The sequence below is a fragment of the Gammaproteobacteria bacterium genome, assembly GCA_016716465.1.
In the GTDB taxonomy this organism is placed as follows: Bacteria; Pseudomonadota; Gammaproteobacteria; order SZUA-140; family SZUA-140; genus JADJWH01.
In genome coordinates, this window is record JADJWH010000006.1 from 61493 (window position 1) to 83023 (window position 21531).

20 protein-coding genes, 1 tRNA gene and 1 pseudogene are annotated in these 21531 nt (G+C 61.5%); 8 read left to right on the forward strand and 14 right to left on the reverse strand.

The genetic code is table 11. The features are described from left to right. Positions 1-1431, reverse strand: a complete 1431-nt coding sequence (gltX, locus tag IPM20_12655; protein ID MBK9132471.1) for a glutamate--tRNA ligase — start codon at positions 1429-1431, stop codon at positions 1-3. Between the two features lie 120 nt (positions 1432-1551). Between gltX and IPM20_12660 the strand changes: the two genes are divergently transcribed. Beyond that, positions 1552-1626 (forward strand) — tRNA-Val (locus IPM20_12660). A 197-nt stretch (positions 1627-1823) separates the two neighbouring features. Here IPM20_12660 and IPM20_12665 read toward each other — a convergent pair. From IPM20_12665 to IPM20_12675, 3 genes are all read right to left on the reverse strand, one after another. Then, positions 1824-2096, reverse strand: a complete 273-nt coding sequence (locus tag IPM20_12665; protein MBK9132472.1) for a hypothetical protein — start codon at positions 2094-2096, stop codon at positions 1824-1826. Positions 2097-2242: 146 nt separating this feature from the next. Then, positions 2243-3148 carry an HNH endonuclease gene (locus tag IPM20_12670; GenBank protein MBK9132473.1) on the reverse strand — a complete coding sequence of 302 codons (906 nt, stop codon included), beginning with the start codon at positions 3146-3148 and terminating at the stop codon, positions 2243-2245. 98 nt (positions 3149-3246) lie between these two features. Continuing rightward, positions 3247-3690, reverse strand: a complete 444-nt coding sequence (locus IPM20_12675) for a hypothetical protein (GenBank protein ID MBK9132474.1) — start codon at positions 3688-3690, stop codon at positions 3247-3249. Positions 3691-4497: 807 nt separating this feature from the next. Here IPM20_12675 and IPM20_12680 point away from each other — a divergent pair. After that, positions 4498-5193 carry a hypothetical protein gene (locus IPM20_12680; protein MBK9132475.1) on the forward strand — a complete coding sequence of 232 codons (696 nt, stop codon included), beginning with the start codon at positions 4498-4500 and terminating at the stop codon, positions 5191-5193. Positions 5194-5233: 40 nt separating this feature from the next. On the opposite strand, the gene IPM20_12685 is transcribed toward IPM20_12680, so the two are convergent. The 3 genes and pseudogenes from IPM20_12685 to IPM20_12695 form a co-directional block, all read right to left on the reverse strand. Next, entirely contained in the window at positions 5234-5854 is a 621-nt protein-coding gene (locus tag IPM20_12685; protein ID MBK9132476.1) for a 2OG-Fe(II) oxygenase, read from the reverse strand. Positions 5855-5893: 39 nt separating this feature from the next. Then, positions 5894-5965, reverse strand: a pseudogene (locus IPM20_12690) (SEC-C domain-containing protein). A gap of 90 nt (positions 5966-6055) precedes the next feature. Then, on the reverse strand, positions 6056-6325 hold the full coding sequence (locus IPM20_12695) for a hypothetical protein (GenBank protein MBK9132477.1): 270 nt from the start codon (positions 6323-6325) through the stop codon (positions 6056-6058). A 188-nt stretch (positions 6326-6513) separates the two neighbouring features. Here IPM20_12695 and IPM20_12700 point away from each other — a divergent pair, with 188 nt between their 5' ends. Beyond that, entirely contained in the window at positions 6514-7059 is a 546-nt protein-coding gene (locus IPM20_12700) for a hypothetical protein (GenBank protein ID MBK9132478.1), read from the forward strand. Between the two features lie 13 nt (positions 7060-7072). Here IPM20_12700 and IPM20_12705 read toward each other — a convergent pair whose 3' ends face one another. The 3 genes from IPM20_12705 to IPM20_12715 form a co-directional block, all read right to left on the reverse strand. Next, the gene (locus tag IPM20_12705; protein MBK9132479.1) at positions 7073-7246 is read right to left on the reverse strand and encodes a hypothetical protein; all 174 of its coding nucleotides are present in this window, start codon (positions 7244-7246) and stop codon (positions 7073-7075) included. A gap of 203 nt (positions 7247-7449) precedes the next feature. Then, positions 7450-8727 (reverse strand): YncE family protein, encoded by a 1278-nt coding sequence (locus tag IPM20_12710; GenBank protein MBK9132480.1) that lies wholly within the window; start codon positions 8725-8727, stop codon positions 7450-7452. Between the two features lie 114 nt (positions 8728-8841). Next, positions 8842-10344 carry a trypsin-like peptidase domain-containing protein gene (locus IPM20_12715; GenBank protein MBK9132481.1) on the reverse strand — a complete coding sequence of 501 codons (1503 nt, stop codon included), beginning with the start codon at positions 10342-10344 and terminating at the stop codon, positions 8842-8844. 333 nt (positions 10345-10677) lie between these two features. On the opposite strand from IPM20_12715, the gene nhaD reads away from it, so the two are divergent. Then, positions 10678-12081, forward strand: a complete 1404-nt coding sequence (nhaD, locus tag IPM20_12720) for a sodium:proton antiporter NhaD (protein MBK9132482.1) — start codon at positions 10678-10680, stop codon at positions 12079-12081. A gap of 15 nt (positions 12082-12096) precedes the next feature. Here nhaD and IPM20_12725 read toward each other — a convergent pair whose 3' ends face one another. The 4 genes from IPM20_12725 to IPM20_12740 form a co-directional block, all read right to left on the reverse strand. Beyond that, positions 12097-12555 carry a TerB family tellurite resistance protein gene (locus IPM20_12725; GenBank protein MBK9132483.1) on the reverse strand — a complete coding sequence of 153 codons (459 nt, stop codon included), beginning with the start codon at positions 12553-12555 and terminating at the stop codon, positions 12097-12099. 22 nt (positions 12556-12577) lie between these two features. Beyond that, a complete protein-coding gene (dnaQ, locus tag IPM20_12730; GenBank protein MBK9132484.1) occupies positions 12578-13297 on the reverse strand; it encodes a DNA polymerase III subunit epsilon in 720 nt (239 codons plus the stop codon). Positions 13298-13365: 68 nt separating this feature from the next. Continuing rightward, complete coding sequence (gene rnhA, locus IPM20_12735) at positions 13366-13827, reverse strand: ribonuclease HI (protein MBK9132485.1); 462 nt, start codon at positions 13825-13827, stop codon at positions 13366-13368. Between the two features lie 12 nt (positions 13828-13839). Then, positions 13840-14535: a methyltransferase domain-containing protein gene (locus tag IPM20_12740; GenBank protein ID MBK9132486.1), complete on the reverse strand. Its 696-nt coding sequence runs from the start codon at positions 14533-14535 to the stop codon at positions 13840-13842. A 167-nt stretch (positions 14536-14702) separates the two neighbouring features. Here IPM20_12740 and gloB point away from each other — a divergent pair, with 167 nt between their 5' ends. From gloB to tadA, 4 genes are all read left to right on the forward strand, one after another. Continuing rightward, on the forward strand, positions 14703-15482 hold the full coding sequence (gene gloB, locus IPM20_12745; protein MBK9132487.1) for a hydroxyacylglutathione hydrolase: 780 nt from the start codon (positions 14703-14705) through the stop codon (positions 15480-15482). A 110-nt stretch (positions 15483-15592) separates the two neighbouring features. Further along, a complete protein-coding gene (locus IPM20_12750) occupies positions 15593-17326 on the forward strand; it encodes a LysM peptidoglycan-binding domain-containing protein (protein MBK9132488.1) in 1734 nt (577 codons plus the stop codon). A 264-nt stretch (positions 17327-17590) separates the two neighbouring features. Further along, on the forward strand, positions 17591-18892 hold the full coding sequence (locus IPM20_12755) for an HD-GYP domain-containing protein (protein MBK9132489.1): 1302 nt from the start codon (positions 17591-17593) through the stop codon (positions 18890-18892). 177 nt (positions 18893-19069) lie between these two features. Next, positions 19070-21379, forward strand: a complete 2310-nt coding sequence (gene tadA, locus IPM20_12760; protein ID MBK9132490.1) for a Flp pilus assembly complex ATPase component TadA — start codon at positions 19070-19072, stop codon at positions 21377-21379. The last annotated feature ends 152 nt before the right edge of the window (positions 21380-21531 follow it).

Sequence of the window (21531 nt, forward strand, 5' to 3'; positions counted from 1 at the left end):
TCAAACCGCGCCCTCTGCAGAGGATTCCCGTTGATCGATCCAGGCGACCGCCCGGTCGATGCGGCGCAACACCGCCTCGCGACCGATCAGATACAGGGTCTGATCGATACCCGGCGTGGCGGCGCGCCCGCTGACCGCGACCCGCAGCGGCTGCGCCAGCTTGCCGAGCTTGATGCCCAGTTCCTCCGCCGTCGTGATCACGGCCTGATGCAGCGGCTCGGGCGTCCATGACGGCAATGCCGCCAGCACGGCGCGCACCCGCGCCAGCGGTTCACGCGCCGCCGCCGTCAAATGTTTCTTCGCGGCGTCCGGCTCGTAGTCGGCGAAGTCCTGGTAGAAATAGGCGCTGATCTCGGCCATCTCCTTCAGCGTCTTGGCGCGCTCGCGCTGGATCGTGACCACCTCGCTGAGCTCCGGCCCGCCCCGCGCCGGGTCGATGCCGAGCCGGCCGAGCTGCCAGCCGAGCTGCGGTGCGATATGTTCCGGCCGGCCTTCCTTTATATAGTGCTGGTTGAGCCAGAGCAGCTTACTCACATTGAAGGCGGTAGCCGAGTTGTTGACGTCCCTGGCGTCGAACAGGCGGATCATCTCGTCCAGCGTGAAGATCTCCTGGTCGCCGTGCGACCAGCCGAGGCGTACCAAATAGTTCAGCAGGGCCTCGGGCAGGAAGCCTTCCTCATGATAGGCCATCACGCTGACCGCGCCGTGACGTTTCGACAGGCGCTTGCCGTCCTCGCCGAGGATCATCGGCACATGGGCATAGACCGGCGGCTCGGCGCCGAGCGCGCACAGGATGTTCATCTGGCGCGGCGTGTTGTTGAGATGATCGTCGCCGCGGATCACATGGGTGATCTTCATGTCGTAGTCGTCGACCACTACGGTGAAATTGTAGGTCGGCGAACCGTCGGAGCGGGCGATGATCAGGTCGTCGAGCTCGCTGTTGGCGAACACCACGCGACCGCGAATCATGTCCTCCACCACCACCGCGCCCTCGAGCGGATTGCAGAAGCGAACCACCGGATTCACCCCTTCCGGCGGCGGCCCCTGGCGATGGCGGCACAGCCCGTCGTAACGCGGTTTTTCCTTGCGCGCCATCTGCTCCTCGCGCAGCGCCTCGAGACGTTCCTTCGAGCAGTAGCAGTGATAGGCCTTGCCGGCGGCCAGCATCTGCCCGATGACCTCCCGGTAGCGGTCCATGCGCTCGCTCTGCGCGAACGGTCCCTCGTCGTAGGCGAGACCCAGCCAGGCCATGCCCTCGAGGATGGCGTTCACCGATTCGGCGGTCGACCGCTCGAGGTCGGTGTCCTCGATGCGCAGGATGAAGATGCCGCCGTGGCGGCGGGCATAGAGCCAGCTGAACAGCGCCGTGCGGGCGCCGCCGATGTGCAGATAGCCCGTGGGGCTGGGGGCGAAACGTGTGCGAACGGTCATATGTAGGCCAGAGACCCTGAATAAACGGGGTATTCTAGCAGGACTGCGCGGTTTGTGGACCCAGCCCCCGGAATTTGACGCCCGCCCGCCGGACCCCGTAAAATCGCTGTTCCCTTCAGCGGGCGATTAGCTCAGCGGTAGAGCACTGCCTTCACACGGCAGGGGTCGCAAGTTCGAACCTTGCATCGCCCACCATGCAACTCAGTTACTTACAAACTTCCCTCTTCACTACTACATCTTCAGCGTGACCTGAATGTGTATGTGCGGTCTCTAACTGAGGAACCGCTGGGCATCAAACCCCCTCCTCGGTACTGTGTAAATAGTTGGATGTGCTAGGTAATCTCGGGCGTCTTCACGCCGGGGATTTCGCCCTTCACGGCCTTCCAGAAATTCTACATCTTGCGGACGGCGTTATAGGCGATGGACTTTTTGGATCGCTCAGTTTTATCGGGTAGTACGTCCTTGAAACTGAGGTTTAAGATTTCTTCGTATTTGCGGACGGTCTTCTGGTCGTGGATCAGGTATAGCACCTTCCAGCCCATCTTGCGCCCAACGAACAGGCTGCCTATGGCTCGCTCCAGCTCATGGGAGTTACCGCTGAAGTTCTCGACGGCATCCTCGCAGAGTTTGACGATTTCCTTATCGGTGAGGCTCTTCGGGGGCATGGCTGGCTCCAATCTCGAAGGGTGAATAATCACCCGCATGCCCCTGCCTGCCTAGCGTTATCCCCGTGGGTCCACAGCCGCCGCTGCGCGGCCCCGCGCCTCTGGGCGTTTATACAATCGCCCGACGCGGGCTAAAGGGCTGGGGACTACGGGGATAACGTATTATCAAATGCAAACAATATATCCTTATCCTCATCTAGAGGTTGTTCTGAACGATAACGCAAATACTTACCTGGCGCTTCTGCAATTGAAGTGGTCTCCGGAATTCTGAAGGTATTTACCATGTCTCGAATTGGCTCCTCCTCACCGAAAAAACCTACCACTCGATACTTCTGATTCCATTCAATTGCCCATGACCAACAGATCGCCGATGGATTACGGCGAATGGCGGCCTTGAAATATCCATCTGCACCAACAACAATAACTCTTGGATCCCAGGTGATTACTGAATTCATGAAATCCAAATGCATTGAGTTCCCCCAATCTGAGCGAGAAGCTTCGAGTAGTGGGCAATAAGAACCCAACCAATAACCACCCTTCTTAGTTACGTCGTTATACGTAACCCAGTAGAAAAGGGCCATCAACTGCATTCTCGCTAACTCAAAAACACGCTCCTTATCTAGTTGTGGTGGAGATGTTAGTTGAAACGTTATGTTGAGCCCAGGGAAAGGCGAGCCGGTTAACTCAATTTTCTCGGTACTTTTATGAATTGGCTTCCCTGTGCGGCGACTAAAACAATTAAGCGCCTTTCGACTCGCGTCCTCAATTAGAGCTTGATCCTCAGCCGCGTACTTTCCCCAAGCATCAGGATGCATTGTTACTGCCGAAATATCGTTTTCTAAATCGGCCTTCCTTCCATTACATGAGGCACATGCATTAACAATCAAGTTCCATTGGCCGTTCAGCTTTCCTTTTGGAACGAACCGTCTTCCTATCACATGCTCTCTCGTAACTATTGAGCGTGAAAGCTCACGGCCACAATACACACAAGTGCTATTGCGAAGAATGACAGGAACACTCCCTGACAGCTCCTTTAATTCTGCATCCAGCATAATCGAGTAATAACAAAATACGATTTTGGTTTGAGAGGGCTGCCCTAAGGTATATTGAAGTTGAAGAACTCAAAATGAGTTGTTGATATTTCCATCTGTTAAGTGAAATCATTTACTTTGCAATTAAACTCAGCAATAAGATTTATTCCAGCTTTCTCTACAGCATCTTTATTGGTTCTAATATATTTTATCTGGTTATCCGAAAGATCAGCCTCGATAAAGACCACCACCTCTGACGGAGAAAGTACCTTAGCTCTGCGCAAATAGGCAAAGCTAGCAACCTGCGAACCAAGATTAAAATGCCCAAATATACGGTCTATCTCGACTACGAATGGCGACAGATTGATCACCTCAAGATAGACCCTAATTTTGGGGAGGTCACCAGCCCAGTACTCTATTCCTCTACTCTGCCCCGCAATTTGGATTTTTATAAGTTTTGAAAGCCGAGCAGGCGGAAAAAGCCAGCGGATAGACCACGGAATAAAGCGGCCCAATAGCTTTACAACAAAATTCACAAACAAATTATTAATTAGGCCCTCCATTTCGCCATCATTTGGCGTAAATCATTACCGAGTGTTTCCGAAGCAATCTAATCCTCAAGCATTATTCGAGTGTTGCTTAATACACACGAATAATAATAGTCATGTTGCATACTCGCTATTCAACTAATTTCTTACCGTGACACGGCTGTGCCTGTTAGAACACATTTCAATGCCTTAATCTGCATCTCCAGTCAAAATATACGCGGGGCCTTGCGCGCAACCATTTGACTTTAATAAATAAATGTAGATTGAATAGAATTCACACGGCAGGGGTCGCAAGTTCGAACCTTGCATCGCCCACCATGTAACTCAGTTGTCCGGACTGTCCCGTGTAACTTCCCAGCATCATGGGCACATCATCGTGTCGGACGTCGCGCGAGATTTACATCAAGACCCTACACGCCCTCGTTAAACGCCCCTAACCACCTGTTTGGTGGTGACTATCCATCAATTTCTCCGCTCTACGACTCTCCCGGAGCTCCATGGAGCTGGCAGCACCAACATCAACCACACCCAAAACCCAGTCAGTCAATGGGTTGAATCAAACGCGCGATCATGGCTAAACTCCGAAGGCAGAGTGGGAGGAGTCGCTACTCGACAGTAACCCGCATCTACAAGATTACCGGCTCATCCACGCCGGCGCGGATTATCCGCGGCTTATACGCAGTATGGGCAACCATGTTCCTGCGCCCATGACCGAACACGCTGACACTTAATTCAATCAGACGATTACGGCTGGCAAACCCTCCGGCCCGACTGTTCGACAACCTGGACAATTTGATCGACCCGTATCGAATCACTGCTCACATGTGGTTCGAAGTTCATTATTTCAAATGCGACTTAACCGTAAATCCAAAGGGTCACCACGATGACATAAAGCTGCTCGAAGGGGGATACATGATGCGAGAAATCGCCTATCGATACTTCAATTGGGGGCCCTACTTATTCGGCTCGACGATCAACGAGGATTTCCGGGAACTTATCCTCGAAGAGGGAGAAAAGGTTCGGGGGAACCAAGCACGATTACACGTGAAGATGCTGGCCGGGCATCTGGACGAGGAATACAGGCTGCCGGCCATGAGGATCATGGAGCACCTCGAGGAATACGTCGAAGCCTATCGCATCGGTTATCAAAAATGGCTGGGCGGAAACAGCCACCTGCCGCCCAGGGCGGAGTTGATCGATCTCTGGATCAACTATATGAAGGCCGGAGATTTCAATCCTCCGCATGACCACGGCGGGGATCTGTCCTTCGTGATCTTTCCCGATATCCCTGACGAACTAATCGAAGAAAACCAGAACTTCACGGGAACACTCCAGGGACCGGGCGGCATCTCCTGGCTTTACGGCGAAGGCGGGCATCTGTGTATTTCCATGGTGCATCAGATGCCAAAAACCGGGGACATCTACCTGTTTCCCGCCAGCCTCAAGCATTTTGTCCTGCCCTTCAAATCCGACATCACGCGCATTTCGGTTTCCGGCAATATTTCTCTCAAAAACTGATGCCGGGTTTACCCTCCGGATCGGATTGAAGACCGACGCATCACACGGATGTCTTCCCGTGCAAGGACAGCGCCGCCGACGTCGGTCCACTGTGGATCTTCGGAACATCCTGGAACGCCGCCCAGCTCACCGCGGCATAGCGGATCCCCGATAACACCGGCTCGGCGGTATGGTAATAGCGGCGATCGGAAGGGAAAAAGACCAGCATCCCGGGCCTGGGCCGAAGCGTGTAGTGAAACCCGGGGAAACTGAGCGCGCCGCCCGTGTAGGCGTCATTCAGATACAGCAGCATGCTGACATCCCGGTCCAGCACCTTCGCCCAGGTGGACGTCGCCGGATCGAAGCGATCGCTGTCCGCGTGCCCCTTGTAAAAACCGCCCGTGCGATAGCGCAGGAGCTGCGGAGCCTCGAACCACTCGATCCTGGCAGCGATCGCCGGCTCGATCACATCGATGAGTGTCCGGCGAACGATCCCCTCCAGCTCCGCCTGTCGGGGCCCGAGATCAACCTGTTCCGTCACCCTGCCCGGATCAAGCTTTCTGACGACCTTGTTGGCGGTGGTCGCGGCGGTATCCACGACCATCAGCGGTTCCCCGCGTCGGGTATCCGCGTACTCCGCCAGCTGCCGGCACTGATCGGCGCCGAGATATCCCTCGATCACATGTAACCCACGTGGCGGCGGCCTGTCCTCCGCCAGTGATCCGCAGCACTCTCTGAAACGAAGCCCGCTGCCGCAGAAACACTCCGCATTTCGCCTCGGTTCCCATTCCATACCGGCACCATTACCAGGTCCACCGACCCTCTGGAATCTTCAATACATGCGCTTCGATCCCACCCCGCCACGCAGCGTTGATTCACTACCTCACTGGCTTTCCGACTTCGACTTTCCGTGCATGTCACCCATGTCGCCCTGTCCGTTGCCGCCATGGTCCTTGTTCCCCTCTTCCATCTTGTGCTGCATCTCCCTGGTGCGCTCGACGCAGCGCTTCATCCAGTCGTCGAGCTTCTCGGCGGTGACGCCATGGGATTCAGCGATGGCCTTGCACTCAGACTCGATCGTGGGCTTGTCGTCCGCGAGGGCGAGCGGGGACAGCATGAACAGCAGCGTGACAGCGACGGCGGATGTCTTCATGGCAAACTCCTCGATGGTGATGGGTATGTCGTCCCCGCACCTGCCGGCGGCGGATCTCCCCCATTCTATCCCTTCCCGGCCGCGCGCCCTAGCGCGGCTATTGCGGCCCGCGCGACCAATCCGTACCATCATCCCGGACCGGCGCGGATGCGCCCTGCCTCGCGGAGATGCTAGGAGACGCGAACCTCATGATTCCATGCTACGTCAGCGGCAAGGGCATGCACGCCACCTCGACGACCTGGGCCTTCAAGACGCTGGTGATCGACGCCCTGGAAACCTCCGGACTGGGCTATGACACCCGCTATCGCTATTACACCGCGCAGTTCCCCGACATGGAACGCGGCGCGCTGGCGCGCCTGATCTGCGATCCGATCGAATACTATGACAAGGAGTGGCCGGGGTATTTCGCGGCGCGCGGAGACACACGGGACGAGGTGCAGGCGGCGACGGAATTCATGCTGGAACGTGACGAGCGTTTCCGTGCCGAGGCGCGGGCGGCGCTGTATTGCTATGACGAGGCGGGGTTCGGCTCCGGAGTGAACACGATGCGCTTCCTGACCGCGGGCAAGCCTGTGCTCGGCTTCTACAATGCCGGCCGCCTGGGCGACACGCTCAACCTCTCCAATGTCCTCCAGCTCGCGCTGGAATACCCGCGCCGGTTCACGCTGCTGCGCTACCGGGAACCGGAGGAAATACCGGCGGCCGTCCTGGCCTGGCTAAGGGAACTCGACTGAATTCGCGGCGCCGTCAGCCGCGTTTCGATACGAACTTGCGCTTATGCTTTTCCAGGCTGGCGGCGGCCTCTTCGCGACGCACGAACGGTCCCAGGACCCCCTCCCGCGACTCCACATACCACTTGCCGTCCTTGAGATAATAGCGATTCAGCGTCTGCCTGCGGGTACCGCGCACAATCCCTCTCATTGAAACAACCCTCTCCAAGACAAAGGCGCCGGGCCCATCGAGATCGCCCGGCGAATATTATAGTTATCAAACACCCGACACCCGCGGCGCGAGGCATCCCTGGCCGCGAGTATCGATCGACGTCCTGTCTAGTTGCGCTTCCTGCAGGAGGAACCCTGCGCCCCGGCATATACCTGAGCACGGGACATGAATAATCCGGGGCGTCAGCTTCCGTAGATGTTGTCGGCCCCGAACAGGGAGAAATTGAGCTCGGTCACCGGCTGTTCACTGACCCGCACCGTCTCCATCAGTCCGCCGGCGCCGTCCAGAACGGACAGCGTGCCGTCGGTCGGGTTCGGAACGAAGATGCGCTCGATCGTCTGCTGTCGGCGCAGGAACGCGATGGGACGCCGGCCGCAATCGGCAAGACCGACGGCGATCTCCTGCACGAGACGCAGATTGGGCAGGTCGGAGCTGTCATAGACCAGCACCGACGACTTCTTCAGATTCGCATGCTGCGCCCCCTTCCCTGTCGCCGCCGTGGTGACGTAGAGCCGGCTGCCATCCGGACTGAAGCGATAGGTGCTCGGATACACGTCGCGCAGGTCGAAACTGGCCACAACCTTGCCCGCGACGGCGTCGAGCACGATGAGGCGCCCGATGACGTGTTCGGAATCGCCCTTGCGGTCGGCGCCCTTGCCGACGACGAAACGGCCGTCGGGAGAGAGCAGCAGATTGCTGCAGCCCTTGAACTCGATGCGCGCCTCGATCTCGTTGCGCAACGGGTCGATCACCGCCACGGTGCCGTAGCCGTTATTGAGGTTGTAGACGCGCCCGCTGACCGGCGAATACACGTTGCCGTGCGGAAAGGCGTTGTTCGGGGCCTGCACGGCGCCTTCCTTCTCCTTCGCCGGCTCGCACAGATTGATCATGCCGGCTTCCGCCAGATAGCCCGATTTGTCCGCCGGGTCATTGCCAAGCACCGAGATCGTGCCATCCTGCAGATTGCTGATGTAGACGCGGCGCGGCATGGCGGGATTGCCCGCGCCCGGACCACTGAAGCTGGGCACATGATGTCCGCGCCCGACGCAGATGGACTTGAGGATCTCGGGCGCGCCGCCCGCCCCCTCGGCAACCACCGTCATGGTCGCGCCGCCGCCGCTGCACAGCGGGTCATTGCCGGTCTTCTCGTCGCCGTCGTTGGAGTACCACCAGCGCCTGGTGCCGGCCTCGGGATACGCGTAATGGGCGGCGGCATCGGCCGGCAGGGCATCCGCCGCACTGACCGCCTGGCTGACGGGGTCCATCAGCAGCACGCCCCGGCCATCCTGGCGTACGCCGAGGTACATCGGACGGTAGCCGGGCGCCTTGCCACTCGCGGAGGCCGACGGCACCGCGTGCACGGCGGTCTTGCCATCCCGGTGCCGGATCACCGCGACCTTGCCCGAGCCGCCGAAATCCAGATGGCACGCCAGTGACCAATTGCCGGCTTCGTTCTGCATATTCACTCACCTCATGCTGAATAACGGAGGACCGCGCAGCGCGGATACCGAGGGGCTAGTATAGAAGCACATTCGCCGAATTTGCAAAACCGGAGCCCCGCCAAACACGGGGCATCACGGGATGTTGTAGCGCTGGCGGATGCTGCGCTCCTCGGCATCGACCTGCGCGCGATTCAGCACTATCCTGCGCTTGTCTTCCAGCTCGATGACGTGATAGGGGCCGGTATTCTCCGCGATTGCGGCGGACACATCCGCCAGCCGGTGGATGTCGCGCCCGTTGATCGTCGCGACGCGGGTATTCTCCACCAGTCCGCCATACCCCACGTTGACTTCGGCCTCGAATACGTCGCTGATGATCACCAGTTCCTCGATGTCGTCCGCCTCGTCGCGCGCGGTATCGAAGTATCTGCGGATGTTGAACGGGATATCCGCCACGGTGGCCTGTGGATCGGTGGGTATGTAGTACCTCGGCTCGACCGTGCGGAACAGCAGCCCGCCCACGATGTAGTAATCCGGCTGGGTGTCGTACTGCGGCAAGGTGGGGATCACCTTGAACTCGTGGCTGCTCAGCATGATCGTCTTCTTGATCACCTTGCCGTCGCGCAGCACCGTCAGGGGAATCGACTCGCCCACCTGGCGGCGGGAAATCTCGTAGCCGACGCCGATCCGGCTGTTGTCGCGCAGGGTGATCCGCCCGTCGTTGAAGACCCTGGCCCCGGCGACGGACAGCAGCACGTCGTTGACCTCCAGGATGCCCTGGGCTCCGCCCTCGGCCGCCACCCGCGTCACCAGCAGGCCGCTCTGCTCCGGCGTCATTCCCAGGGAAGCGCGCAGCGCGGGATTCTCCAGCGTCTGGGTATTCACGCCGATGAACGGCACACCGTCCACCCGGCCATCCTTCAGATCAGCGAGGAAGTGCTCGATCACCATGCCCGGAACGAAATAACCGATCGTACCCGAGAAGCGCTGGGTCGCGACCCCGACGCAATCGCCCGTTTCATCCGAGAACACCGGGCCACCGGAGTTGCCCATGTTGATCGCCGCGTCGGTCTGAACCAGCAGATTCTCAAAACCACTGTGCGCGTAGGACATGATATCGATGCGGGACACCACGCCTTCGGTGTAGGAAACCTGCCGGCCGCCGATGGCGTAACCCACGGTCACCACCTTATCGCGGGGCTCGGGCAGTTTTCCGAAACGGATCGGGACGATGCCGCGCGGCATGGCCTCCGGGTTTCTGGGCCGGAGCAGCGCGAGGTCGCTCTGGTGGTTGACCGCGACGCGCTCTGCCTCGATCTTGTCCGCCAGGCCGGGCACCTCGATCTGGATGAAGGTGGCGTCCATCACGCAATGCGCGTTGGTCAGTATGCCCTGCTTGATGATGAACCCCGAACAGGTGCGCCGGTTCGCCTGTTCGCGCGCCCAGGGCTGGTGGACGTCCCAGCCCTGGCGCGTGACGTAGAGCTTGACGACGGCGCTGGAAACCGGACCCAGGTCCACCGCGCCGGCAGTTGCCGCGGGAAACGACAGGATCAGGGCGAACAGCGTGGACAGCAGGCCGCCCCCGGTTGCGCCGCGCATCCCGATGGATGCGGCCTCATCATGCGGATGCTTCATGGCGTCCCCTTGCGATTCAGGATTCGGATGACGGTACTGCTGTCCCGGCGCGGACCCGGCCGCGCCGAAGAGAATAAAGACGGACGGAAATCGCGGGAAATGCCCCGCGGGAAGCGAAAATTGTAAATAATATCGCGCACCGAGACAACGTCGCGTGAGTCGGCCCCGCTCCGTCCCGACACGCCGCTGCACTGGACCAGGCCGGCCTGGCATGGGAGAATCCGCCATCCATCGCGCAAGACCTGGCCCATGACTCATCGATCGACATTCCCCGTCCGCTCCGCTCCGGAGAAACACCCGCCGTCGCGCCACTGGACCATATTCGCGCTGCTGATGCTGTCCGTCTGGTCGCCGCTGTCGTTCGCGGAAACATCGACGACGCCGGCAAGCACGCTGCTCGACCTCACCGGCAGTTGGGTGGGCATCTCCTGCCTCGCCATCTTCGTGATTGCCTACAGCTTCGTCGTGCTCGAGGAATTCATCCATCTGCGCAAGTCCAAGCCGGTGGTGTTCGCCGCCGGTATCATCTGGATACTGATCGCCATCGCGTACACCGAGGCCGGCGATACCGAGACCGTCAGACGCGAGGTGCTGCACCACATCCTGGAGTATGCCGAGCTGCTGCTGTTCCTGCTCGCGGCGATGACCTACATCAATACCATGAACGAACGCAACGTGTTCCAGGCACTGCGCGCCCGGCTCATCACCTCGGGCTATTCGCTGCGCGCCATCTTCTGGATCACAGGCCTGCTCGCCTTCTTCATCTCGCCGGTCGCGGACAACCTGACCACCGCGCTGGTGATGGCGGCGGTGGTCATTGCGGTCGGCGCGGACAACAGCCGCTTCGTCACCGCGGCCTGCATCAACATCGTGGTCGCCGCCAATGCCGGCGGGGCCTTTAGCCCGTTCGGCGACATCACCACGCTGATGGTGTGGCAGAAGGGCGTGGTCGACTTTTTCGAATTCTTCGATCTATTCATCCCTTCGCTGGTCAACTGGTTCGTCCCGGCGATGATCATGTCGTTCACCGTGCCCAGGGTACGCCCCGGCGGCCGGGCGGATTCGATCCGGGTCAAACAGGGTGGATTCATTATTATCGGGTTGTTCTTTCTCACCATCACGATCACGGTTCTGATGCACAACTTCCTGCATCTCCCCCCCGTCGTCGGCATGATGATGGGACTCGGACTGCTCAAGCTGTATGGCTACCGCCTGACGATGTGCGAGACCCGCGCGCCGCACATCGGCGGTCCGGAGGACGGCGGCATCGACATTTCGACCGCCCCCCCACGCAAGCCGTTCGACATCTTTATCAGCATGAAGCGGGCCGAATGGGACACCCTGATGTTCTTTTACGGTGTCATCCTCTGCGTGGGCGGACTTGGAGCGGTGGGCTATCTGGCGCTGGTCTCGCAGTTTCTCTACGTCGATCTCGGGCCGACCTGGGCCAATATAATGATTGGCCTGTTGTCCGCCGTGGTCGACAATATCCCGGTCATGTTCGCCGTGCTCACCATGAACCCGGACATGTCGCACGGACAATGGCTGCTGGTCACGATGACGGCCGGAGTCGGCGGTTCGCTGCTGTCGGTCGGCTCGGCCGCGGGCGTGGCGCTGATGGGACAGGCGCGCGGCGTCTACACCTTCTTCGCGCACCTGCGCTGGTCATGGGCGGTCGCGCTGGGTTACGTCGCCAGCATCGCCAGCCACATGTACCTCAACGCGCACCTGATGTAACGATTCGGGCGAGCCTCACCCTTCCATGTCAGCCGCGGCCCGCTCGCGCGCGCGAATGTAGGCTGAATGCGGAACATGCAGCAATTCGGCCACCTTGCGCACCAGATGCTCCTCATGGTGGTCCTTATCGGCGTCAGAATATGCCACGCGCCACATCAGCTCGACGATCGCGATCTTCTGCTCGAGCGCGAAATGCTTGTCGATCAGGTGCGTGAACTGGAACAGTGAAGCGCTCGTCTTCACCTCGAGCTCGGCCAGCTCGACGAGCTCCCGCGTTTCGGCATCGTCCAGCCCGAAATGTTCACGCAAGAGGCGGTCCACCGCCGCGCGCTCGAAATCGGTCACGCTGAAATCGGCGCGCGTCATCTCGATCAGCAGCGCAGCCGTGGCGAGACGAAGCCGTTGCTCATGACCGTCGCCGGCGTCGGGCGGCTGGATGCGCTCCTGGAAAAAACGGCCGATCTTCCCGATCATGGCGCCACCGGCAACCCGCGCATCAGACCTGGGCGTCCAGCCGCAGCCAGATGCACTTGCCGCCGCTGGTCCGATCGATCCCCTCGAGCTGCCGCGCGTGCGCTTCCCGCTCGGCGGCACTCGCGGGGATCACCGGCAGCGGGGCGCGATCCTTCGACAGCCGGATCACCGGGGCCTGGCTGACCAGGGTCGTCACGGCCTCCGGCTCCGTCTCCAGCAGCAGGCGGCTCTGCCCGCCGGTCATCGCGAGATAGACATCGGCCAGGATCTCGGCGTCGAGCAGCGCGCCGTGCAGCGTGCGCTCGGAATTGTCGATGCCGTAGCGCTTGCACAGGGCGTCCAGATTGTTCTTCTGGCCGGGGTGGCGTCCACGCGCGAGCGCGAGCGTGTCGATCACGCCACAGGCCGCCTCGTCCCAGGAGCGCCCCAGCAGGCCGAATTCGTGACGGAGGAAACCGAGGTCGAAGGGCGCGTTGTGGATGACCAGCTCGGCGCCGCGCACAAAATCGAGGAACTCCTCCACCACGTCGGCGAAGCGCGGCTTGTCGCGCAGAAATTCGCCCGTGATCCCGTGCACCTCGGCGGCGCCGGCGTCGATCTCGCGGTCCGGCTGCAGATACTGGTGATAATGCCTTCCGGTCAGGCGGCGGTTGACCATCTCGACGCAGCCGACCTCGATGATGCGGTGGCCCTGCGAGGGCTCCAGGCCGGTGGTTTCGGTATCGAGCACTATCTGGCGCATGGATGTATCCCGTGCAAATCCCTGTTGAAATCCCCGTTCAAATCCGTAGTGGACGACTGCGCGCCGGACTAGGATTCCGTCACTCCGCCCCGCGCGATCATGGCGTCGATCGCCTGATTGGCGAGCGCGTCGGCCAGTTCGTTTTCCGGGTGCCCGGTGTGGCCGCGCACCCAATGCCATTCGATGGTATGGCCCGCAACGGCCGCGTCCAGCCGCTGCCACAGGTCGGCGTTCTTGACCGGCTTCTTGTCGGCCGTCTTCCAGCCGCGCCGCTTCCAGTCGGCGAGCCATTCGTTCATGCCCTTTTTCACATATTGGGAATCCGTGGTCAAGCTGACGCGGCAGGGCCGCTTCAGCGATGCCAGGGCCTCGATGGCCGCGGTCAGTTCCATGCGATTGTTGGTGGTATGCGGCTCGGCGCCGTGAATGCGCTTCTCCTTGCCCTTGTAGCGCAGCAGGGCGCCCCAGCCGCCGGGTCCCGGATTCCCGCGGCAGGCCCCGTCGGTAAAGATTTCCACGATATCCTTCATTTCGGATCCAGTTCAGGCGGTGGGCTTCGGGACATCCGGCTGCAACAGGCTGCGCCGCGGCCGCCAGCGCGGCTTGATCGGCGTCAGCGTGGTCACCCGTTTCTTCGCGACGATCAGGTAGGCGCCGCCCAGCACCGGCCACCAGCGCCGCCCCAGGCGCTCGAGCCATTCCAGTCGCCTCATGGTGGTTTCATGCTGCAGCGGGGGGCGGAAAAAATACGGCCGCACCTGCACGATATCGAACCCGAGCAGCGACAGCCAGTCCTTGATGCGGTAGACGCCGCGAAACGTGCCGTGCCAGGGCGCATGCCGGCGCCGGCGCCCGCGCAGCAGACGGCGCATCCCCCACACGCTCCAGGGATTGAATCCCAGAATGACGACATGTCCCTCGGCCACCAGCACCCGCTCGACCTCGCGCAGCACCTCGTGCGCCGACGGCGCGAACTCCAGCGTATGCGGCAGCAGCACCACATCCACACTGTCGCTCTGCACCGGCAATTGCTGCGGCCGGCCGCACAGGCTCGCAATCTGTCCCGGCCAGGCGCGACACGGCTCCGCCGGCCAGGCGCTGTCCACGACGAGCTGATGCCGTATGCGGCTCGACTCGAGCAGATAGGCGTCCATCACCGCGCCGACCTGCAGCAGGTAATAACCGAACAGGTTGGCCAGCACTTCGTCCAGTTCGCGCCGCTCGCACTCCAGCAGCAACCGGCCCAGGCGCCCCTCGTACCATGCGCGCAGCCGACGCCGCTCCTCCGCCCCGGAGAGAGTTTCCCTGACCGTTTTCATAGGTTTGCTTTCCGCGTCATGCGGCATGGGCTATCCTGATTCGCATCGCCTGCACCGGAAGTCACCGGCCTGCTCCGGGTACACACATGATACAGGTAATCCCCGTCCCCGCCTTGCGCGACAATTATATCTGGCTGATCCGCCTCGACGGGACGGCGGAGGGACCGGCGCCGGCGATCATCGTGGATCCCGGCGAGGCGTCGCCGGTCCTCTCCGCCCTCGCGACGCACAAACTGCAACCCGTCGCGATGCTGATCACACATCACCATCCCGATCATGTCGGCGGAGTTCCCGCCCTGATGCATCGCTTCGCGATCCCCGTCCACGGACCCGCGGGACTGCGTCTCGGCCCCTCGTATCACGCTGTCCACGAGGGCGACGAACTCTTCCCGGGCGGCCTGCGCCTGCGCGTGCTCGAGATACCGGGACATACCCTGGATCATCTCGCCTATTACCATGATCGCGGACTGCTGTTCTGCGGGGACACGCTGTTCACCGGCGGTTGCGGACGGCTGTTCGAGGGATCCGCGCAGCAGATGCTGACGGCGCTGCACAGGCTCGCCAGCCTGCCGGACGAGACACGCATCCACTGCGGACATGAGTACACGCTGGCCAACCTGAGCTTCGCCATGCAGGTGGAGCCGGACAATCCCCGCCTTGCCGCGCGCCTCGAGGAAACGCGGCGACTGCGCAGCCTGGATCTCGCCACCGCCTCCGCCACTCTCGCGGAGGAAAAGGCCACCAATCCCTTCCTGCGCTGCCATACCGCGGCTGTCCGGCGGGCGGCCGAACGATTTTGCGACCGGTCTCTCGGTAGCGAACTCGATGTTTTTGCGACGATACGCCGGTGGAAGGATATGCAGTAAGACACCATCGCCGGAACAGCGCAGCCGGGCGGAAATCGATCCGGACTAAGGTTAACTTCAAACGTGCCGATTTACTGTTATACTCCAGGCTCGCTCAGACAATCCGCATTATGGACAATAATAAATTGGCGCCAATCCGGAACGGCCTGCTTGCCCTCCTGCTTTCTATCCTGGCAGGGTGCGCGACGACGCATCAGGCCTCACTCGAACCCGCTGACGTCTCCGATACGGGCGACACCGGCGACCTCTATGCGGAAGAGACACCCGGGGACTGGGACGGAATCAACGGCGCCCTGTTCCCCCCGGATCCGGAACACCAGACACTGGAAACCCATCCGGAACTGGCCGACACGGAAGGCACAGACCCGGGGAACGAAACGGGTGATGCGGAAGCCTCGGGGGCGGACAACGGCACCCCGGATCTGTGGGACCGCATCCGGGCCGGGTATGGTATTCCCCGTCACGACAACCCGCGCGTACGCGCCGAGCTTGACTGGTACGCCCGCCATCCCGATTACCTCGATCGCACCATCGACCGCTCGCGCCCCTACCTTTATGTCATCGTCGAGGACCTGGAGCAGCGCGGCATGCCGATGGAAATCGCGCTGCTGCCGATCGTCGAAAGCGCGTACCAGCCGTTCGCCTATTCGCACGGCCGCGCCGCGGGAATCTGGCAGTTCATCCCGTCGACCGCGCGCCACTACGGACTCAAACTGAACTGGTGGTACGACGGTCGCCGCGACATTCTCGCCTCGACGCGCGCCGCGCTGGATTTCCTCCAGGCCCTGCACGACGAACTCGACAATGACTGGCTGCTCGCCCTCGCCGCCTACAACTCCGGCGCCGGCACGGTGAAACGCGCCGTACAGGCGAATCAGCGGCGCGGCAAGCCGACCGATTTCTGGTCCCTGCAACTGCCGGCCGAGACGCGCGCCTACGTACCCAAACTGCTCGCCCTCGCCGAACTCTTCGCCAGCCCCGACACGCATGCGCTCGAGATTCAGTCGGTCCCCGACATGCCGGTGGTCCGCACGGTACAGACCGGCGCCCAGATCGATCTGGCCAAGGCGGCCGAACTGTCCGAAGTCAGCCTGGATGAGCTCTATCGCCTCAATCCCGGTTTCAATCGCTGGGCGACCGATCCCGAGGGCCCGCATCAACTGCTGCTTCCGCTCGACAAGGCGGATCTGTTCGAGGCCAGGATTCCGACCCTGGCCGAGGCCGACCGGCTGACCTGGCAGCGCTACATCATCCGCACGGGAGACACCCTCGGCACCATCGCCCAGCGCCACCACACCACGATCGAGGTTCTGCGTCAGGTCAACGACATCAAGGGCAATATGATCCGCGCCGGCAATGCCCTGCTCATCCCGGTCTCCTCGCGCAGCCTGTCCGGATACGCCCTGAGCCAGGACGAACGGCTCCGCACGGTGCAGAACAGCCCGCGCTCGGGCAGCAAACTGGTGTATGCGGTACGCGGCGGCGACACGCTGTGGGATATCGCGCGCGCGCACGGTGTCGCCGTGACGCACCTGGCGAACTGGAACGGCATATCACCGCGCGACCCGCTGCACATCGGACAGCGTCTGGTGATCTGGCAGACGCAGAGCGCCACGGCAAGCGTGGATACCGGGCCGAACGCCCAGCATCCGCTCAGCAGCGCCACCCGGCGCATCAACTACGTCGTGCGCAAGGGCGACTCGCTCGCGCGCATCTCACAACGCTTCAACGTCAAGGTCTCCGAACTGCGCGACTGGAACGCCCTGCACAAAAACGATTACCTCCACCCCGGCCAGAAGCTGACGCTGTACGTCGACGTCATAAACCAGACCGAGAATATCTGATCCGCGGCACCCGCCCCGGGAACCCTTCCCCGCCGCTCCGCGTCTGAAACGGAGACCCGCCTCTGTCCAACCGAGGAGCCCGCTCTCAGAGATACAAGGCAATTTACTGTTTTTAATATATAAAATGTTTCGAGCCCGGGGCCGTCCCATCAGAAACCCCTGCGACCTGCCGATACCCAAGAAGTAGAATACACAGCCCCGCGGTATCTTTCGGAACCCCGAAGCACGCACCCGCCCGGCCGCAATCCACTACGCACACAGGCTATGGTTGAATTCACACAGGAAAAGGTCAGCGTGCAGGATCTCGTCCTCGGCATGTACGTCGCCCGCCTCGATCGCCCCTGGATCGGCACCCCCTTCCCGATCCAGGGCTTTCACATCAAAAGCCTCGATGAGATCCGTACCCTCGGCAGCTATTGCAGATATGTCTACGTGGACATGGTCAAGAGCAAGATCGAGGCGATCGCGGCCCCGGCGGCGAACGGCAAACCCGCCCGCAGCGAACGCAAGAGCAGGCAGGCGCGCGCCTACGTCAACCTGAGGGTCGACGAATCGAGCTACCCCCGCACCCGCAGCATCCGGCAGGAAATCTCCGCCGCAGGCAATCTCCAGCGGGACATGGCCGCCGCGGTCGACAGCGTGATGAAGGAGATCGCGAGCGGGAAGCCCGCGAACATTCCGGCGACGCGCAGGGTGGCGAACCGGATGATCGACAGCATCCTGCGCAATCCCGACGCTTCCATCTGGATCGCGCGCGTCCGTGACAAGGACACCTATACCTACGGCCACAGCGTGCGCTCGTCCGTCTGGGCCATCACCTTCGGGCGCCATCTCGGCCTGCGCAAGGAACGTCTGGAAAATCTTGCCATGGGCGTGCTGCTGTCCGAGGTCGGCTACACGCGCCTGCCGACGGAGATCCTCACCCGGAAGGAAGGCCTGACGGCGGATGAGCACGAAGTCATGAAAAAACACGTCGAGTACAGTGTGGAGATCCTGAGGGAGATTCAGGGGATCAACGAAGATATCCTGTGGACGGTGCGCACCCATCACGAACGCTACAACGGCTCGGGCTTTCCCAAGGGACTGCGCGGCAACCAGATCCCCCTGCTCGGCAAGATCGCCGGTATCGTCGATTTCTACGACGCCGTGATCGCGCCGCGCTTTGACGAAGAGGCGTTGTCGCCGGCGGACGCGATGGCCCGCCTGCACGATATGCGCGACGAGGAATTCCAGGCCGAACTGGTCGACGAATTCATCCAGGCCATCGGCATCTACCCGGCCGGCTCGCTGATCGAACTCAGCACCGGCGAGGTGGGCATCATCACCGAACAGAATCACGACCGCCGGCTGCGTCCCAAGATCATGCTGATCCTGGATCGCGACAAGCAACCGATGAAGAAGACCACCGAGATCGACCTCCTGACCTATACCCAGGACAGCGACGGACAACCGGTCGACATCCAGAAGGGTCTCCCGGACGGCGCGTACGGCATCGATCTGACCCAATTCCGCAGCAACATCCTCTCCCGCCTGCTCGGCCTCGGCCATACCCTGTTCCGTCACTGAGGCGCCGGGTCCGCCCTCCAGGTCCCCGGGGAGGCGGGGAAATAATTCCCTTACCTTTTATCTAGTTCCGCATCCTGCCGATACTAAAGTCGTAGCCCGAAATCCGCTGCCGCCCTTCCTGTCCAGGCGGCCCGCGGAGAACGGAATATTTTTTAGATAACAATAGGATGCAGAATTATGAGCAGCGCCAGCCATGTAATCGATCTTCCCGTATCTCCACTGCGCTCCACGGTGGCGGAAGGAAATCTGCTGAACGCGCCGGTGGCGGCCACCCTGATGAGCGGCAAGACCGTCACCGGACGACTGGTCACCCTCGACGGGCCGCAGGCGGTCCTGACCCTGCACAGCAGCGAGAAAGGGCGCTCGATCATTAAATTCTCCGATCTGCGGCAACTGAATTTCATCAGCAAACACCCGACCAACACCGCCAAGCATCCGCTGCTGCAGGATAATGCCGGGGTCGTTTCGATGCCGCGCGCGGTGGAGGATTTTCACGTCACCTTCACCGATGGCCGGTTTCTGGCCGGACGCACCCGCGGATCCTTCGTCGATGACGTCGGGCTGCACCTGTTTCAGCTGGTCGGCAGCGCCTACATCAGCCGCATATTCATTCCGGCCCAGGTCGTGAAGAAATACAGCATCGGCAACGGCAAATCCGTCACCACGCACCCGCACGGCGGCACCAGGACCCAGAAGTCCGAGGTAGCGGGTGAAAAGAAACCGGCCTACAACCGCCGCAAGACGGATCGCAAGGCCAGTGGGCTGGCGGCCAACTCCATACAGCTCGAACAGGCGCTCGACAAGCAGGCGGGGCAGACCGGCAATGCGCTGCTCGGCGCGAAACAGATCGGCGCGATGCTGGTCGAGGCCGGCATCATCACGCCCGAGCAGCTCGAGGCCGCGCTGAAGTCCCAACAGGAAGACCGTACACAAAAACTCGGGGAGATCCTGGTCCGGATGGGGACCGTGTCGGCGCACGACATCTACCGCACACTCGCCCACAAGTTCGGGCTCCCCTTCGTGCTGCTGCGCAACTTTTATATCGATCTGGAGTGCCTGAATCTGGTGCCGGCGGACGTCGCGCAGAAATACATGCTGATCCCCCTGGTCATCCACCAGAACCGTCTGGTCGTGGCCATGGACGATCCCGCCAACACCGAGGCCCTTACACTGCTCCGCTTCATCACCCGCCTCACCATCGAGCCGACCATCGCCACGCGGGAGGATATCCACTGGGCGCTCGGCAAGTATTACGGCGCCGTCAGGGCACAGGCCGCGCCGGCGCCCGCAGCGACGATCGAGAAGGCGTCCACCGCGCCGGCGGAGAAGCCTGCGGAATCCGCCGCGACCGACAGCGCCAAACCGATCATCAGCTTCGTCGACAACACCTTCCTTGACGCCATCCAGCGCAACGCCGTCGATGTGCATTTCGCACCCAAGCGGGATTACGTCGAGCTGCTGTTCCGCATCGATGGCGCGCTGATCCCGATCCGGCGCTTCAGCAAGGTCCTGTACCCGAAGGTGCTGGATCGCCTCCGGATCATGGCCGGCATGGGTTCCGCTTCCGGCGCGCGCCAGGGCCGCACCTCGATCGTCAGCAATGACCTGATCCATGAGCTGCGCATCTCCCTGCGCAACGGCGCCGATGGCGAGGAAGCGGTGATACACCTGCTCAATACCGGAACGCGGCTGAGTCCGCTGGGCAAGCTCGGCCTGAGCACGCATGACGAGTTCCTGTTCATGGAGGAGCTGAGCAAGACCTATTCCATGGTTCTGGTCACGGGTCCGGAGAATTCGGACAAGTCCGCTACCCTGTACGCCGCGATGCTCGCGCTGAAGGCACAGAACCTGCGCATCCTGACGCTGGAGGACCCGGTCAGCTATCACCTGCCCGGCATCGATCAGATCCAGCTCGAACCCAGGGCCGGCTACGCGGGCCTGATCAGTCACATGGACCTGAAGAGCACCGACGTGGTCATGTTCGGCGAACTGCGCGACGAGGAAACCGTGGCCTGCGCCATCGACACCGCGCTGAACAAACATCTGGTGCTGGGCAAGCTGCATGCGGACAATACCATCGAAGCCGTCATGAAACTGACGCAGATGGGTATCAAACCGCGCCAGCTCAAGGCCTCGCTGCCCTGCGTACTCGCCCAGCGTGCACTGCGCCTGAACTGCAGCCACTGCCTGGAGAGCGAGGACGCGCCGGAGGAGATGCGCCGCGCACTCGGCGTCGGCACGGACGAGGTCTTCTACCGCGGCAAGGGCTGCCACCGCTGCAACCATACGGGCTACCAGGGGCGCATCATCGTGTATGAGATGCTGGAGATGACTCCGGAGATCTACACCTTGCTGGAAAACGGCGCCACGGCGGCTGACCTCCGCCAACAGGCCATCAAGCACGGCATGGTCACCCTGATGGAAAGCGCACTGAGCCAGGCCAGGAAACGCACCGTCTCGCTCGCCGAAGCCTACCAGAACGGCTGAAGCGAAACCCGCCCGCCGGCCGCGCCTCCCGATGGGAGGCCGCGTGCGGCGGCGCATCTCCGGTCGGGGACACAAGCGCCCCACGGATTGACCACCGATACCCCGCCCCGCGCAGGACACCGTGATGACCGGCGAGGCGCATGATAATTCAA